The organism is Streptomyces gobiensis, from assembly GCF_021216675.1.
Classification (GTDB): Bacteria; Actinomycetota; Actinomycetes; order Streptomycetales; family Streptomycetaceae; genus Streptomyces; species Streptomyces gobiensis.
This window is the reverse complement of record NZ_CP086120.1, coordinates 3,792,177-3,806,428: the sequence shown is the minus strand read 5'-3', so window position 1 is coordinate 3,806,428 and position 14,252 is coordinate 3,792,177. Positions and strand designations below refer to the sequence as shown.

Annotated in this window: 17 protein-coding genes, 1 pseudogene and 1 CRISPR repeat array; of the genes and pseudogenes, 9 read left to right on the top strand and 9 right to left on the bottom strand. The window is 66.8% G+C overall.

Going from position 1 to position 14,252, the window contains the following annotated elements; all coding sequences use genetic code 11:
• Positions 1-2: 2 nt before the first annotated feature.
• Both test1122_RS17850 and test1122_RS17845 read right to left on the bottom strand, forming a co-directional pair.
• Positions 3-782: an amino acid ABC transporter permease gene (locus test1122_RS17850; protein WP_232270164.1), complete on the bottom strand. Its 780-nt coding sequence runs from the start codon at positions 780-782 to the stop codon at positions 3-5.
• The gene (locus test1122_RS17845) at positions 779-1,576 is read right to left on the bottom strand and encodes a basic amino acid ABC transporter substrate-binding protein (protein WP_232270163.1); all 798 of its coding nucleotides are present in this window, start codon (positions 1,574-1,576) and stop codon (positions 779-781) included. The genes test1122_RS17850 and test1122_RS17845 overlap by 4 nt, the downstream gene beginning before the upstream one ends.
• Before the next feature lie 224 nt (positions 1,577-1,800).
• On the opposite strand from test1122_RS17845, the gene test1122_RS17840 reads away from it, so the two are divergent.
• A complete protein-coding gene (locus test1122_RS17840) occupies positions 1,801-2,523 on the top strand; it encodes a S1 family peptidase (protein ID WP_232270162.1) in 723 nt (240 codons plus the stop codon).
• A gap of 90 nt (positions 2,524-2,613) precedes the next feature.
• Here test1122_RS17840 and test1122_RS17835 read toward each other — a convergent pair whose 3' ends face one another.
• Positions 2,614-3,042 (bottom strand): OsmC family peroxiredoxin, encoded by a 429-nt coding sequence (locus tag test1122_RS17835; RefSeq protein WP_232270161.1) that lies wholly within the window; start codon positions 3,040-3,042, stop codon positions 2,614-2,616.
• A gap of 143 nt (positions 3,043-3,185) precedes the next feature.
• On the opposite strand from test1122_RS17835, the gene test1122_RS17830 reads away from it, so the two are divergent.
• Complete coding sequence (locus test1122_RS17830; RefSeq protein ID WP_232270160.1) at positions 3,186-3,575, top strand: nuclear transport factor 2 family protein; 390 nt, start codon at positions 3,186-3,188, stop codon at positions 3,573-3,575.
• A gap of 120 nt (positions 3,576-3,695) precedes the next feature.
• Here test1122_RS17830 and test1122_RS17825 read toward each other — a convergent pair whose 3' ends face one another.
• The gene (locus test1122_RS17825; protein ID WP_232270159.1) at positions 3,696-4,391 is read right to left on the bottom strand and encodes an ester cyclase; all 696 of its coding nucleotides are present in this window, start codon (positions 4,389-4,391) and stop codon (positions 3,696-3,698) included.
• 266 nt (positions 4,392-4,657) lie between these two features.
• Between test1122_RS17825 and test1122_RS17820 the strand changes: the two genes are divergently transcribed.
• Entirely contained in the window at positions 4,658-6,001 is a 1,344-nt protein-coding gene (locus test1122_RS17820) for an NfeD family protein (RefSeq protein ID WP_232270158.1), read from the top strand.
• Positions 5,998-6,783 (top strand): slipin family protein, encoded by a 786-nt coding sequence (locus test1122_RS17815; RefSeq protein WP_232270157.1) that lies wholly within the window; start codon positions 5,998-6,000, stop codon positions 6,781-6,783. Before test1122_RS17820 ends, test1122_RS17815 begins: the two co-directional genes overlap by 4 nt.
• 31 nt (positions 6,784-6,814) lie before the next feature.
• On the opposite strand, the gene test1122_RS17810 is transcribed toward test1122_RS17815, so the two are convergent.
• Together test1122_RS17810 and test1122_RS17805 are read right to left on the bottom strand one after the other, a co-directional pair.
• A complete protein-coding gene (locus test1122_RS17810; RefSeq protein WP_232270156.1) occupies positions 6,815-6,988 on the bottom strand; it encodes a hypothetical protein in 174 nt (57 codons plus the stop codon).
• A gap of 85 nt (positions 6,989-7,073) precedes the next feature.
• Positions 7,074-7,233 (bottom strand): annotated as a pseudogene (locus tag test1122_RS17805) (cytochrome c biogenesis protein CcdA); the annotation flags it as partial.
• Positions 7,234-7,446: 213 nt separating this feature from the next.
• Between test1122_RS17805 and test1122_RS17800 the strand changes: the two are divergent.
• On the top strand, positions 7,447-7,980 hold the full coding sequence (locus test1122_RS17800) for a GNAT family N-acetyltransferase (protein ID WP_232270155.1): 534 nt from the start codon (positions 7,447-7,449) through the stop codon (positions 7,978-7,980).
• Positions 7,981-8,012: 32 nt separating this feature from the next.
• Here the strand turns inward: test1122_RS17800 and test1122_RS17795 are convergent, their stop codons facing one another.
• A complete protein-coding gene (locus tag test1122_RS17795; RefSeq protein ID WP_232270154.1) occupies positions 8,013-8,993 on the bottom strand; it encodes a TIGR03557 family F420-dependent LLM class oxidoreductase in 981 nt (326 codons plus the stop codon).
• Between the two features lie 213 nt (positions 8,994-9,206).
• Between test1122_RS17795 and test1122_RS17790 the strand changes: the two genes are divergently transcribed.
• Positions 9,207-9,755 carry a CchlQ gene (locus tag test1122_RS17790; RefSeq protein ID WP_232270153.1) on the top strand — a complete coding sequence of 183 codons (549 nt, stop codon included), beginning with the start codon at positions 9,207-9,209 and terminating at the stop codon, positions 9,753-9,755.
• A 6-nt stretch (positions 9,756-9,761) separates the two neighbouring features.
• Positions 9,762-10,644: direct repeats of the CRISPR family, unit length 29 nt; unit sequence GGGACCATCCCCGCATGCGCGGGGAGCAC.
• A gap of 112 nt (positions 10,645-10,756) precedes the next feature.
• On the opposite strand, the gene test1122_RS17785 is transcribed toward test1122_RS17790, so the two are convergent.
• Positions 10,757-11,263 carry a DinB family protein gene (locus tag test1122_RS17785; protein WP_232270152.1) on the bottom strand — a complete coding sequence of 169 codons (507 nt, stop codon included), beginning with the start codon at positions 11,261-11,263 and terminating at the stop codon, positions 10,757-10,759.
• Positions 11,264-11,550: 287 nt separating this feature from the next.
• On the opposite strand from test1122_RS17785, the gene test1122_RS17780 reads away from it, so the two are divergent.
• The 3 genes from test1122_RS17780 (at position 11,551) to test1122_RS17770 (ending at position 12,884) form a co-directional block, all read left to right on the top strand.
• Positions 11,551-11,841, top strand: coding sequence for a hypothetical protein (locus tag test1122_RS17780; protein ID WP_232270151.1), 291 nt, complete (start codon positions 11,551-11,553; stop codon positions 11,839-11,841).
• Between the two features lie 76 nt (positions 11,842-11,917).
• Positions 11,918-12,346 carry a VOC family protein gene (locus test1122_RS17775; RefSeq protein WP_232270150.1) on the top strand — a complete coding sequence of 143 codons (429 nt, stop codon included), beginning with the start codon at positions 11,918-11,920 and terminating at the stop codon, positions 12,344-12,346.
• A gap of 217 nt (positions 12,347-12,563) precedes the next feature.
• Positions 12,564-12,884, top strand: coding sequence for a hypothetical protein (locus tag test1122_RS17770; protein WP_232271962.1), 321 nt, complete (start codon positions 12,564-12,566; stop codon positions 12,882-12,884).
• A gap of 118 nt (positions 12,885-13,002) precedes the next feature.
• Here the strand turns inward: test1122_RS17770 and test1122_RS17765 are convergent, their stop codons facing one another.
• Positions 13,003-14,226: a cation:proton antiporter gene (locus test1122_RS17765; RefSeq protein WP_232270149.1), complete on the bottom strand. Its 1,224-nt coding sequence runs from the start codon at positions 14,224-14,226 to the stop codon at positions 13,003-13,005.
• Between the last annotated feature and the right edge of the window lie 26 nt (positions 14,227-14,252).

The window sequence follows — 14,252 nt, the reverse complement described above, 5'->3', positions numbered from 1 at the left end:
CCTCACCGGGCCCTCGCCGTACGGGCCTCCAGCCGGCGCACCAGATAGCCGAGCGGGATGGTGATGGCCAGATAGAAGAGCCCCGCGATCAGAATCGGGGTCAGGCTGCGATGCTGGTTCAGCGCGTCCCGCCCGAACTTGGCCAGCTCGTACTGCGTCATGGACAGTCCCAACAGATAGACCAGCGAGGAGTCCTTGGTGAGCAGGATGAGCTCATTGGCCAGCGGCGGCAGTACGATCCGGAACGCCTGCGGGATCACGATCGAGATCATCGCCCGGGACTGCGACATCCCCAGCGAACGGGCCGCCTCGCTCTGCCCCTTGGGCACCGCCAGAATCCCGGCCCGGATGGTTTCGGCCATATAGGCGGCCCCGACCAGCCCGAGGGCGAGCATCACCGTGACGTACTGGTTGATCGCCACCTGGAAGGCGAGCGGCACGCCGAAGCCCAGCGCGATAAACACCAGCAGCGCGGGCACACCGCGGAAGAACTCGATATAGCCCATGGCCAGCCAGCGGTACGGCGGCACCTGGGACAGCCGCATCAACGCCAGGACCAAGCCCAGGGTCAGCCCGAAGGAGAAGCCAAGCACAGTGTAGATCACGGTGTTGACCAGCGCGGTGGTAATGACCTCCGGGAACTGGGCCTTGGCGACCTCCAGATCCAGGAAGGCCCGGCGCAGCTCGCCCCAGTCCGCGGCCAACGCGAACACCAGCAGTACGGCGGCCAGTACGCCGTACTGGCCGCCGCGTATCAGCCGCGCCCGCTGGCGGCGGGTCACTTCTTGGGCTCCGTGCCAAACCACTTCTTATAGATCTTGTCGTAACGGCCGTCGTCCTTGGCGGCCGTCAGCACCTCGTTGATCTTCTTGCGCAGTGCGTCGTTGCCGGTCTGTACGGCGAAGCCGTACTCCTCCCCGGTGTCGAACTCCGCCTGGACTTCGGTGTCCGGGTTCTGCTTGACGTAGTCGAAGAGCACACCGTTGTCGTTGATGCCCGCAGCGATCTTGCCGGTCTTCACCGCGGTGAGGAGCAGCGCCAGGTCCTCGTACTGGACCGTGGTGACGCCCTTCGCTTCCTTCTTCGCGTACTCCTCACCCGTGGTGGACTGCTGCACACCGAGCTTCTTGCCCTTGAGGTCGGCCAGCGAGCCGTATGGCGCCCCCTTCTTGGTGATCAGCGCCTGAGTGGCCGCGAAGTAGGGATCGGAGAAGTCAAGGTTCTCCTCCCGGACTTCGGTGATAGTCATTCCGGCGGCCGCGAGGTCGCACTTACGCGCGTTCAGGTCCTCGCCGGACTGGATGCCCTCGAAGGGCGTATCCACGATCTCCTGCTTGGCGTTCAGCTCCTCGGCGACCAGATCGATGAGGTCGACGTCAAAGCCGACGATCTTCTTGCCCTCCTTGAACTGGAAGGGCGGATACGGGAGATGAGTGCAGGTGATGAGCTTGCCGGAAGAGACCAGCCGCACCTCATCGCCACCCTCACCGGTGGCTTTGGTACTGGAGCAGGCGGTGGCCAGCAACGCGACGGACGCGGCGGCGGCTATGAGAGGCAGGGGCTTACGCGATGACACAGTTCCTCCAGGGGAGCAGCGACGAACGACGTTCAACAGCCCGACAAGATCGGAAAGGTGTGCCGGGCATCCTGCCACCGCGAAGACGCCGTGCAACCGCTCCGAAGGTTGCGACCGGGTAACGGACACCGTTCTCCGGATGTCTTGAACACGCCCTCCCGGCCCCGCCCCGGCCCGACCACAATGACGGCGCGCCCACCCTCCACCACCCCACAGGAGGCGCCATGAGTCTCCGCACCGCCGTCCACACGGCCATCTCCGGCGTCATAGGCCTCATCGGCCTCATGCTGGCGGCCCTCACCCTGGCGGCGCCGCCCGCCGCTGCCGCGACCGAGCCACCAGCCGTACGCGGCGGGGATGTTCTCTACAGCGGACCCGGCCCTGCCAGCCGCTGCACCATAGGCTTCAACGCCACCGACGCCACCAACTCCACCACCAGTACCACCTTCTACGGCATCCTGCCGGGCCGCTGCGGAGAGGCGGGCACCCAGTGGTACGCCGATCCGGGGCTGACCGTGCCGGTGGGGGTGACCCAGGTGGCGCACTTCCCGGGCCGTAACTACTCCTTGGTCCGCTACACCAACCCCGGCCTCTCCTACCCCAGTGAGATCAGGGGTGGCAGCGGCAGCGGAGCGGTCAGGATCACCCGAGCGGAGCAGCCGGTCGTCGGTGAGTCACTCTGCCGCTTCGGCAACACCACCGGGTGGCACTGCGGCACGATCGTCGCGGTGAACCAGTCGGTCACCTTCCCCGAGGGCACCGTGCACGGACTCATCCGGGCCAGCCTCTGTGCGGAACCCGGCGACAGCGGTGGCCCGGCCATCACCCGCGACGCCGCGATCGGAGTCCTGGTCGGCGGCAGCGGCAACTGCCGCACCGGAGGCACCACGTTCTACCAGCCGGTCGTACCGATCCTCGCCGAGAACCGGCTGAGGGTCGGCTACTGAGGTTCAGCCACGCGCCGAGCCGAAGAGCCGTGACCCGCGCCAGACTCCAGGCGGGTCACGGCTCAACCCTGGCCCCCGTAGGCCCGTACCTCAGACCAGCTCGGCAGCAACGGTGACGTTCTTGACCGCGGCGAGCGCCTGGCTCACCGGGCAGTTGACCTTGGCGTCCTCCACCGCGGCCTGGAACTCCTCCCGTGACAGCCCAGGAACGCTCGCCCGGAGACTCAAGGCGATTGCGGTGATGCCCTCCCCGGGCTGGAAGGTGACATCGGCCTGGGTGTCCATCGACGCGACCGTGTGTCCCTTACCGGCGAGCCCATGGGAGAGGGCCATCGAGAAGCAGGCGGACTGGGCCGCAGCGATCAGCTCTTCCGGGCTGGTCTTGCCGTTCGGCTTCTCGGTCCGGGCGGGCCAGCTCACGTCGTACCTGCCGATACCGGAGGAGGACAGATCAACGGTCCCCTTGCCCTCCAGCAGATTGCCTTCCCAGTGCGTCTTCGCGGTGCGTGTGGCGGCCATGAGTGATTCCTTCCGGGGATGCGCGGATGGCGACGGTCGCCATCCTTCCGCCCCCTACTGACTGTGTCGAATTGATAACACACAGCTGTCATGGACAGTCACGCTGACCCGGCAGATGATGAAGATGAAGGGAGGAAGTCACCATGAGCGAGCACCCGGACATCACCCTGGTACGCCAGTGGTGGGACGCGTGTATGAAGGACCTGGACGCCGCGGGCGCGATGATGACCGCGGACGTTATGCACCATGTGCCAGGCACGCATCCGCTGGCGGGCCACTACAAGGGCCGCGACACCGTTCTCCAGATGTACCGCCAGTTCGGCGACCTGATAAAGAACATGGAATTCGGTCCGGTCACCATGCTCACCGATGGACGCGGACACGTCCTGGCGGTGTCCCATAACCGCTATGAGCGCCAGGACCGGGGCATCGAACTGCACGAGGGGCTGCTCTTCACCATCACCGGAGGCAAGATCAGCGACATCGACGAGTTCACCGAGAACATCGAAGCCTCCGACACCTTCTGGTCCTGACCCCCGCCACGCTGGGGGTCCCCCCGGACGAAGTCTGGGGGAGGAGCCGCACATCGCATCGGTGCAGCGGAAAGGGGCGGGTGGCACGTACGAGCCGCGTACGCCACCCGCCCGCTCGTCCTACCCTTCGATGGCGCCCAACTGCTGCATCAGCCCGAGCTCATCCCAGTTCCACCAGCTCTCCGCGATCTTTCCGCTGACGCAGCGGAAGGTGACGTGGCCGGTCCCGGAGATTTCCCGGTTGGTGGCTTCCAGCCCCTGGTACGGGCCCACATGACGGCCCTTGAAGGACATCCGCGCGCTCACCATGTCACCTTCGGCGACCATGCCTTCGATGGTGAGCGTGGGATGCAACGCCTCGAGGATCTGCCGGTTCTCCTCCTTGGCCTGTGCGAGCCCGAGGTCATACGAGGAGAGGGCGGTGTCGTGCTCCCGGTAATCGGCCGTACACAGTTCGTCCGCCGCGTTGAGGTTCCTGTTGTTGATCACTTCCTCGAAGAAGGTGCGGACCGACATCTTGTTCAGCTGCTCGTCCCGGATCACATCGAGGTCCGTGAACGTGGGCATCCCCTCGCAGGCCGCCACCATCTCCTGGAAGATCCGGTCGGTCTCGGGCAGCTTCGAGTTCTTCATCGCCTCCTCGTAGGAGGGGAACTCCACGATCTCCACGATGTGCGTGGAGTCAGAACGGTCCCGCCCCAGCATGGAGTGGGTCGCCGTCCGCTTGCCCTGGGTCGCCGCGACCCAGTCGTCCATCAGCCTGTTCAGTTGCTCAACTTGCTTGGTCTTGCAGTCGATGACCTGCACGAATGTCATGGCGTCTCCCGCCGCTCGGGTACGGCCTGAAGGCCTCTTCAGGCCGTACCCGATTAGAGCAGCATGTCGGATTTGTCACCACTTACTGGGCGGTCCACTCCGCACTCCGCAGCTGGGACCAGCCTCAGCCCGCACCCCCGCGACGGACGGCGTCATCGCAGCCCACCCGGGTACCCGGAGAGGGCCAGGGATTCTCTCCACCGCCGAGGGACCGCACGCTGACGCGATACAGCCAGCTCGACGTGACGGGGACAAGGGGGTCTCCCATGCCCCAAGGCCGCACCTCCTCGCTGGTCCGGCTCCTTGCCAGGACGCTCCTGGTCACGCTCGCCTGTCTGATAGCCGCTCCGTCGACGGCTGCGGCCCAGGCGCCGACCGTGTTGGCGACCCGTGTCGACGACACCATCACCCCGGTGATCGCCGATCACCTCAAGGAGGGGGTGCGCATCGCAGAGCGTGATGGCCATACGGCCTTCCTGGTCGAGATCGATACCCCAGGGGGGTTGCTGACATCGACCCGGGAGATCGTCCAGGTATTCCTCGGCGCGGACATTCCGGTGATCGTCCATGTCACCCCGTCCGGTGCGCGCGCGGCCTCGGCCGGGGCCTATATCGGCCTGTCGGCACACATCCTGGCGATGGCGTCGGGCACCCACCTTGGGGCGGGTACCCCGGTCACCGGCGAAGGGGAAGAGGCCAGCGAGAAGGTGGTCAACGACGCAGCCGCCTTCGCCATCTCGATCGCCGAACGACGGGGCCGCAGTACCGAGTTCGCCGAGGACATGGTGCGCGAGGGTACCGCGATCACCGCCCAGGAGGCCCTGCGGATGGAGGTGGCCGATGTGCGTGCGGCCTCACGCGACGCCCTTCTCCGCGAGCTGAACGGGCGCCGGGTGCTCCTCGCCCCGGGAGACGAGACGACGTTGCGCACAGCCGGAGCGCGAGTGGTCGACCATAAGCTCGGTTTCTTCGGCGATCTGCGCCAGCTGCTGGCCAGCCCCGAGCTGGCGTTTCTGTTCCTGTCGATCGGCACACTTGCGATCATCTACGAGCTGGCCAACCCCGGCATGGGCTTCGGAGGTATCGCCGGGGCCCTCCTGCTCATCCTCGGCTTCATTGCGCTGAGCGTGCTCCCCTTCAACATCGCTGGACTGCTGCTTCTTCTGCTGGCCGCGGCCCTGTTCATCGGCGAAGTGATCACCCCTGGGGTGGGCATCTTCGCCACCGGGGGAACGGTGTCACTGCTGCTTGCCGGGATCTTCCTCTTCCGTGGTGAGCTCGGCGTCAATCCCGCCGTGCTGTGGCCGACCGCGCTCGTCGTGGGAGGCGGCACGCTGCTCGCGGGCCGCCTCGCCTGGCGGGCCCGCCGCAGCCCACCGACGGGCGGCCCGGAGGCCCTGGTGGGCCTGGAGGCGGTGGTCCGCCGCACCAGTGGCACCACCGGCCAGGTGTTCCTCGACGGGGCGTGGTGGGAGGTCCGTGGCCAGGACGACATGCCCGTTGCGGAGGGACAGAACGTGAGGGTCGTGGGACTCGACGGCCTCACCCTCGTCGTCGAAAGCGCCGAGCCGCCCGGGACCCGGCGCCCTACTGAGGAGGACCAGCCATGAACTCAACGCTCGCCATCGTCATCGCCGTGGCGTTCATTCTGCTGCTCGCCATGATGTCCGTACGCATCGTTCCCGAGTACGAACGCGGAGTGATCTTCCGTCTGGGTCGCATCATCGGCGCCAAGGGCCCTGGGCTATTCCTGATCATTCCCGTCGTCGACCGCCTGGTCCGTGTCTCATTGCGGACCATCACCATGGACATCCCGCCACAGGACGTCATCACCAAGGACAACGTCACCGTCCGGGTCAATGCCGTGACCTACTTCAACGTCGTCGACCCCAACCGCTCCGTTGTGGCGATCGAAGATCACGTCAAGGGGACCTCGCAGATCGCCCAGACGACACTGCGCAGCATCCTCGGCCAGGTGGACCTTGACGAACTGCTGGTCAACCGCGATGAGATCAATCAGCGTCTCCAGCAGATCATCGACGACGTGACCAATCCCTGGGGGGTGAAGGTCACCCTGGTTGAGGTCAAGGACGTCGAACTACCGGAGACCATGCGCCGCGCCATGGCCCGGCAGGCCGAGTCCGAGCGCGACCGGCGGGCCAAGGTCATCCATGCCAAGGGCGAGTTCGAGGCCGCCGGCCAGCTGCGGGATGCCGCCGAGCGGCTCGAAGGGTACCCTGCCGCCCTCCATCTGCGGATCCTGTCCACGATGGCCGAGATCTCCTCCGAGCGGAACTCCACTCTCATCTTCCCGCTGCCGATGGAGATCCTCCGTCTCGTCGACATGATGCGCCCCGACAGAGAGGGAAACGTCCGGGTGGAACGCGGCTAGACCGCCCCACACCGCTGTCTAGATCGCATGTCTAGATCGCAGCCCCTGACTCCGTCCGCGCCCGCCCAGCCCACGCCACCGCTTCCCGGGCCTCCCGAACCACCCGCTCAGCAGTGGCCCGTACATCCGCCGGAACGTCGCCGAACTCATCCACCAGCTCCCCGTAGATGGGCGGATGCTCGGTGTGAGCGGCGGCTGTGCTCATGTTCGTGTCCTCCACTGTTCCTGGCGGCAATCGCGGCCCATGGCCAGCGGCACAGCGTACACACCACAGTCGGACACCAGTACGGCAGGAGGGAGCCGCCGATGCGCCACCCACGCGTAGTGACGCTTGATCCAGCCGAAGGCGCCAAGGGCACGCCGGAACGCCACGGCGACCGCGATGAACGGGATCCCGAGCCCGAGACAGTAGACGGCCATCAGAAAGGCACCCCGCCCCGCACTCGCCTGGCGGGGTACGGCACCGGACCGCGCCGAACTCGGCCGGAGACAGGTCCCACCCTTTCAAGCCACAACTGCGCGCTCAGCTGACGGCAGTGCCGAACCACTTGGGCAGCTGGCTGAGCAGATCCTGCTGGTCTTCACCGACCCACGCCACGTGGCACCGGCAGCACGGTCGGGCACCGATTACCCCTGGGGCCTCCCCTCCGACAGGATGGGCCCATGACCGAGATCCGCACCCCCCGCCTCTTCCTCCGCCGCTGGGACGACGATGACCTCGCCCCCATGGCGGAGATCAACGCAGACCCGCAGGTCATGCGCCTGAGCGGCGACGGCTCGGTCCAGGACCTGGACCAGACGGCAGAAGACATCGAGCGGTGGGAGGAGGAATGGGACGAGGAGGGCTTCGGCCTCTTCGCCGTCGAACTGCTGGCCTCGGGCGAGCTCATCGGCTTCGTAGGCCTGTCCGTACCCGAGTACCTGCCGGAAGTGCTCCCCGCCGTAGAGATCAGCTGGCGGCTCGGCCGACCCTTCTGGGGCCAGGGCTACGCGTCCGAAGCCGCCCAGGCAACACTGGAGTTCGCGCTCCAGGATCGCGGCCTCGACCGCGTCATCAGCATCACCCGACTGGGCGACACCGCCTCCGAGAACGTGATCCGCAAGCTCGGCATGGTGCCGGAGCGCGAGACGACACACCCGGTATACGGCTTCCCGCTGCGCGTCCACACCATCGATCTCACCGAGTTCCATGCGTGAACCAACCGGGCGACCGAGGTCTGCCGTGTGGTTCAGGCCCGTGCCCTGGTCGGCTGCAACTGCCTGATCAACCCGTCAAGTTCCCGCTGATAGAAGTCGATGAAACCGTCGGGATCGGGCCCGGCGTTCTGCATGACCAGCCTGTCGAAGCCCGCGTCGACAAACTGCTGTGCCACCTCGACGTACCGGGCGGGGTCGGTGCCGCAGGCGAACTTCTCGAGGATGTCCTCCTCGCGCACGGTCGTGGTCGCCGCGTCGAAGTTGACCGGGTTGGGCAGCTCGCTCATGACCTTCCACCCGGTCACAGCCCAGCGCGACGTCTCCCGGGCGGCCTTCGCCGCGGTGTGCTCGTCGGGTGCCCAGGCCATCGGAACCTCCGCGTAGCGGGGCCCGGTGCCGCCTGCGTCACGGTACTGCTGGACGATCTCCGGCTTGTCCTCGGTGGCGAACAGACCGTCGCCGAGCTCCGCGGCGATCCGGGTCGACGCCGGGCCGCTCGCGGCCACCGCGATCAGCGGTAGTTCCTCCGGAAGGTCGAAGACCCGGGCGTCCTCAAGCCGCAGGTGCTTGCCCTCGTACGACCGGTAGCCGCCGCGCCACAGCAGCCGGATGATCTCCAGGGCCTCCCTGAGCATCTCGTGCCGCGTGCTGATGGCGCCCGGGAAGCCCTGACCGGTTACGTGCTCGTTGAGCCGCTCGCCAGAGCCGACTCCGAGTACGAAGCGCCCGTCCGAGACAAGGGCGAGGGTGGCGGCAGCCTGAGCGATGATCGCCGGGTGATAACGCACGGTCGGACAGGTCACGCCAGTCGCCAGCTCGATCTGCGAGGTCTTGGCCGCGATGCTGCCCAGCACCGTCCAGGCGAAGGGCGAATGGCCCTGGTTGTCGAGCCAGGGGTGGTAGTGATCGCTGATCTCGACGAAATCGAAGCCCGCCTGCTCTGCCAGGACCGCCTGTCGAATCAGTTCAGCGGGACTGAAAGATTCGGCAGCAAGCTTGTAACCAACCTTCATCTCATCTTCCTCATTCCTCGCGCACAAACCATTCGTCTGCGCAGAGGTACCCGCCTCACCAGGCGCGTAACGGTGACCGCCGACTGTCGAAGCTCGGCATGCGCCGCCTCTCCGCGAGCGTGACCGACCTGTTCGAAGGGCCCCACTGGCACCGGAAGAAAAGCTATACGTAGAGTCCCGGACTCCGACGCCTGATCGCTGCTGGGGGCAGACATGAACTGGGGGACGCTCATCGCGACGGTCACAGGTGGCTTTATTGCCATTTCCGGCACCGTTCTGGCTGACTACCTGCGTGGTCGTCACGAAGAGGATCGCGGCGTCAAGGCGCGGCGGCGGGCAGTGTACATCGAGTTCATCACCGCCACCGGGGTGTGCCACACACGGTTACGCCAAATCGCCCAAGCCCCAGACGCCGAAAGAGACCTTGACGCGTCCACTCGCGCGGCACTGAGCGATGCCGCGATCTATGAACTGCGCGAAAGACTGTTCATCGACGCGACCACCGCCGTCGCCAGCGCCGGACAGGCGATGTTCGAACAGCTCCGCAATCTTCAGCGCGTTGTCGCGGCAGGGGCTTCGCAGACATCACCCGCCTTCCATGACGCCTATCATCCCTACATCAGCACTGTCTGGGCCTACCGGGTGGCTGTACGCAAAGAGCTTGAGAACCGGTCCCTTTCGCCCGCAGCTTTCGGGTGGGGTGAGTGGGATGGCAAAGACCGATGCCCGATATGCCAAGGACTGGTCACCATGGGAACGTGAACGGCAGGGACCACCCCCGCATGCGCGGGGAGCACGCCGCCCTTCAGCGGGAGGCCAATCCTGGCCCGGGACCATCCCCGCATGCGCGGGGAGCACGTCGTGTTCCTGTATGTCGAGGTCGAGGCCGAGGGACCATCCCCGCATGCGCGGGGAGCACCCCTCCCCTGGCCTGACCTTGTCGTGTGGCTCGGGACCATCCCCGCATGCGCGGGGAGCACCGCTTCCCTCCCACCGCATGATCGCCGACGAGGGACCATCCCCGCATGCGCGGGGAGCACTTGTGATTGCCGGAGCCCCCGACCGTGCCGTCGGGACCATCCCCGCATGCGCGGGGAGCACTTGCCCCACAGCCCGGTCGGGCGGCCGTCCTTGGGACCATCCCCGCATGCGCGGGGAGCACCCGGGGTCGAAGCCCCGGCCTGCACGGTGGTGGGGACCATCCCCGCATGCGCGGGGAGCACTGGCGCGTCCCCTTTGATGAATGCTTTGGGGCGGGGACCATCCCCGCATGCGCGGGGAGCACTTGACCCTGCGTGCGGTGTCCCGGCTGGCCTTGGGACCATCCCCGCATGCGCGGGGAGCACTCACTGCCTTCCCTGCGCTTGACAGTAACTTCGGGACCATCCCCGCATGCGCGGGGAGCACTAAGCCGCCATCGCCATCCCGGTTTTGTCCGCGGGACCATCCCCGCATGCGCGGGGAGCACGTCGTGAGGACTGCCGCTCTGTCTTTGGCGGTGGGACCATCCCCGCATGCGCGGGGAGCACGGCGTCGAGCTGAACGGCCAGCCTGCCACCGAGGGACCATCCCCGCATGCGCGGGGAGCACTTCGATGATTTTGCCGGACACGATCCACAAATGGGACCATCCCCGCATGCGCGGGGAGCACACTAGCTGACCTGTGTGTTTAGCACGACGGGGCCCGATTCTCGAGCACTTTCCGAGAATCGGGCATACCAGGCATGGCGCCTGGGACCCCTGACCGGGTGGGTTTCCTTCGTTCAGGCCCCGACGGCCCCGTCGATTCCCTCGCGCAGGAAGTCCGCATGGCCGTTGTGGCGGGCGTACTCGTGAATCAGATGCAGCATCACCAGCCGGAGCGACACCTCCTCACCCGACTTGGGGTGGAAGCCGGTGACATCAAGCGACGCCGCATCCTTCTCAATCCGACGTGCGTGCTCAACTTCCGCCTGCCAGGCGTCGAACGCTTCCGACCGCGTAGCCGCACTCGCGTCGTACGCCACCTGGAAGTTGCCCTCGTCCGACCACACGAGCGGAACATCCTCCCCGTTGATCACCCGGCGGAACCACACGCGCTCCACCTCGGCCATGTGCCGCACCAAGCCGAGCAGCGAGAGCCTCGACGGCGGCATCGACTGACGCCGCAGATCCACGTCAGAGAGACCGTCGCACTTCATAGCGAGCGTTGCGCGGTGGTAGTCGAGGAAGGCCCGCAGCATCTCCCGCTCACCTGCGACGAGGGGCGGGCCGATCCGTTCGGCGGTCACTGGTAACTCCCTTCGAGAACGAGACGCGTAACAGTCTCCGTGTGCGCGAGCCACCAAAGTCGTCGCGGCCGTGTAAGCCGTCACGCCGTCGGCCGGGCTCCGCAGATTGGGTTCGACCCCTGAGACCCGTTCTTCCAGGCTGTGTCCACCGCCTCCTGGTTACCTCGGCAGCCCTCGCGGGCGGCAGCCATACGGCGAGCTCCGGCCGCGCCCACCGCACCCCTCCACGACATCAACCTGCCCCAGGCGAGACCACCATCGACCTCCCCAACGGCACCACAGCAGGCGTGCCCAAGAGCTCCGTCATGACCGCCGACAACACCTTCCTCATCCCCAACGGCGACCTGATCGACTTCACCGGCACCCTCAAACAACCCGCCAACGCCGCCCCCACCGACATCACCACCGGCGCCCACAACACAACCGACAACATCACCGCCCACACCGCCGACAACATGCCGGGCACCCCCGGCGGCACAGCCCCCGACACACCAACCGGCCCCAGAGTCCAAAGTGCCCGTCCCAAGAGGCACCGACATCGGTTCACCCCTGCGACCGCACGACACAGCAGCGGCTAGCAGGGACCGTCCTCCCGACAACGTGCTGATTCCTGCCGGGAGATGAGCAACAGAGCCCCCCTGCTATGGTGCGCCGATGTCATCGATCAAGCAGTTCCAAGTCACCTTCGACTGTGCGGAACCTGAGCGTCTCGCTCGCTTTTGGTGCGAGGTGTTGGGGTACGTCGTACCGCCGCCACCGGCGGGGTTCGCCACTTGGGACGATTTCAACCGCTCCCAGGCTTCCGAGGATCAGGGTTCATGGTTCGCCTGCAGTGATCCCTCAGGTGTGGGCCCGCGACTGTACTTTCAGCGCGTCCCCGAAGGCAAGGTCGCCAAGAATCGGCTGCATCTTGACGTGAGGGTCGGTACCGGACTCGTGGGGGAAAAGCGCCTGGCCGCGCTCGAGGCCGAATGCGCACGACTGGTCCCGCTCGGCGCGGTACGCGTGCAACTCCTGTATGACGGCAATGATTCGTGCATCGTGATGCAGGACATCGAGGGCAACGAGTTCTGTCTCGACTGAGCATCCTCCGAGTCGGCGAGGTGGGGAGCCGCCTCCCTTGGACCTCTCTGGTCTCCTAGTACTCCAGTCTGACTTCGCGATCTTGTCGGGGGTGTAGCGCCTCGGTTGGCGGTAAGCCTGATGCTGCACGTATATCGCGTTGTGGGTCCAGGGCCGCCGCCATAAGGTCACCGGTATGTCTGTACGTCTTCGTATGCGTCAAGCACTGCCGGCAGCGATGCGCGCCCGTGACAAGGCCGCGGTGAGCGCCCTGCGCGCAGCACTCGCTGCACTGGACAACGCCGAGGCGGTGCCCGTGGACGAAGCTGAACTCCGCGGCTTGGCCCTTGAGCAGTCGCCGGTTGGTGTGGGCGTCACCGAAGCAGCGCGGCGTGAGCTGAGCGAGCGCGGCGTGGTGGATGTCGTGCGCGCCGAGGCCGCCGTACGGCTGGACGTTGCAGCGCAGTTGACTGCGCCCGCGCACGCTGACCGAGCCACGCAGCTCCGTGCGGAGGCCGCCGTACTGCTTCGCTTCCTCGACGGTCCCGGGACCGCATAGGAAACGGTGTCTAGGCATCCCAGATGCATGAGAAAGTAATCAGTAAGCGCAGCTCGCTGGGACAGTTCAGCCAGGTGACCGCGACCAGGGCGCCACCCGAGGAGCACCGGCAGCAGGCTCATTGCGTGGTGTCCCCAGCCCGCTCGGCCTTCTTGCGGTAGAGGGTCAGGCCGGGTGCCGTGGTGATGCCGTGTGCGACGGTGCTGGCGGCGACGACCAGCGTTCCGGCGGCCAGTACTAGGGGGTCGGCGCCGTGCCGGTGAGCCTCCATGGTCAGGTAGAACAGCGCCGAGACGCCGATGGGACCGAACCAGCCCAGGAAGACGGCGTCCCGCCAGGTCAGGGAAAGGGGCCGCTTGAGCGCGAGCAGGACCGGCAGCCGGCGCAGCAGCAGCACGCCGAGGACCAGCAGAGGGCCGCGCCACCATCCCAGCTCGCCCCACTCCCGCCAGGGGATCATGGCACCCAGGACCGTGAACAGCGGCAGGACCATGAGGCGGTTGACTGCCTCGTCGATCTTGTCCTCGTCGGCGCGCTCACTCGCCGAACTCGTCGCGTTGAAGGCCAGACCGCTGACGAAGACCGCCAGGATGCCGTCGAGGTGGAGCACCCCGGCCGCACCGAGCACGAACAGGGCCAGCAGCAGGGTGTAGATGAGCATGGGGCCGGACTCCACGGTCCTCCTGGCTTCGGCGCCGCGCAGCACCTTTCCGCCCAACGAGCCCACCACCGCTCCCAGGACGATGGCGCCCAGGACCTGCCACAGGGACTCCAGCAGCGCCTCGGTGCCGGTGAGGGGCCCGGCGATCGCCACGGCGGCGAGCACCAGGGGCAGGGCGAGACCGTCGTTCGCGCCCGACTCCAGGGAGAGCAGCTGTCTGGTCCGGGCGGTGATGCCCTTCTCGGCGGGCTCACCAGTGACCACGCTGGTGGCCAGAACCGGGTCGGTGGGGCACAGGGCGGCTCCCAGCAGTACCGCCGCGCCGAGGCCGACGCCCAGGACAGCGGCTGACACCGCCGTGGTGACCAGCGCCATCCCGAGCATGGCCGCGACGAGGAGGACGGCCACCGGCCTCACCCGAGACCGCACGTCGAGGATCGGGTAGCGCAAGGCTACGGCCATCACCGAGATCGCCAGCAGCAAGCGGGCGAACTCGTGCAACTCCTTGTGTCCCTCCACCACGGTGGGCAGGTCGATGACCCCCAGCACCGCCGGGCCGAAAAGAATCCCGGTCAGCAGGGCGAGCAGCGGCCCGCTCAGTGGCGCGCGCTGGATGAGCGCGGAGAGCGCGGCCACCACGAGGGCGAGGGCGCCGGCAACGACCAGCAGAATGTCCAACATGTCCGTTCGATTGCCCGTTCACCACC

Coding starts and splice junctions, on each gene's coding strand:
- test1122_RS17840 (WP_232270162.1), top strand. CDS start 1,801: ATGAGTCTCCGCACCGCCGTCCACACGGCCATCTCCGGCGTCATAGGC.
- test1122_RS17835 (WP_232270161.1), bottom strand. CDS start 3,042: ATGGCCGCCACACGCACCGCGAAGACGCACTGGGAAGGCAATCTGCTG.
- test1122_RS17830 (WP_232270160.1), top strand. CDS start 3,186: ATGAGCGAGCACCCGGACATCACCCTGGTACGCCAGTGGTGGGACGCG.
- test1122_RS17825 (WP_232270159.1), bottom strand. CDS start 4,391: ATGACATTCGTGCAGGTCATCGACTGCAAGACCAAGCAAGTTGAGCAA.
- test1122_RS17820 (WP_232270158.1), top strand. CDS start 4,658: ATGCCCCAAGGCCGCACCTCCTCGCTGGTCCGGCTCCTTGCCAGGACG.
- test1122_RS17815 (WP_232270157.1), top strand. CDS start 5,998: ATGAACTCAACGCTCGCCATCGTCATCGCCGTGGCGTTCATTCTGCTG.
- test1122_RS17810 (WP_232270156.1), bottom strand. CDS start 6,988: ATGAGCACAGCCGCCGCTCACACCGAGCATCCGCCCATCTACGGGGAG.
- test1122_RS17800 (WP_232270155.1), top strand. CDS start 7,447: ATGACCGAGATCCGCACCCCCCGCCTCTTCCTCCGCCGCTGGGACGAC.
- test1122_RS17795 (WP_232270154.1), bottom strand. CDS start 8,993: ATGAAGGTTGGTTACAAGCTTGCTGCCGAATCTTTCAGTCCCGCTGAA.
- test1122_RS17790 (WP_232270153.1), top strand. CDS start 9,207: ATGAACTGGGGGACGCTCATCGCGACGGTCACAGGTGGCTTTATTGCC.
- test1122_RS17775 (WP_232270150.1), top strand. CDS start 11,918: ATGTCATCGATCAAGCAGTTCCAAGTCACCTTCGACTGTGCGGAACCT.
- test1122_RS17770 (WP_232271962.1), top strand. CDS start 12,564: ATGCGCGCCCGTGACAAGGCCGCGGTGAGCGCCCTGCGCGCAGCACTC.
- test1122_RS17765 (WP_232270149.1), bottom strand. CDS start 14,226: ATGTTGGACATTCTGCTGGTCGTTGCCGGCGCCCTCGCCCTCGTGGTG.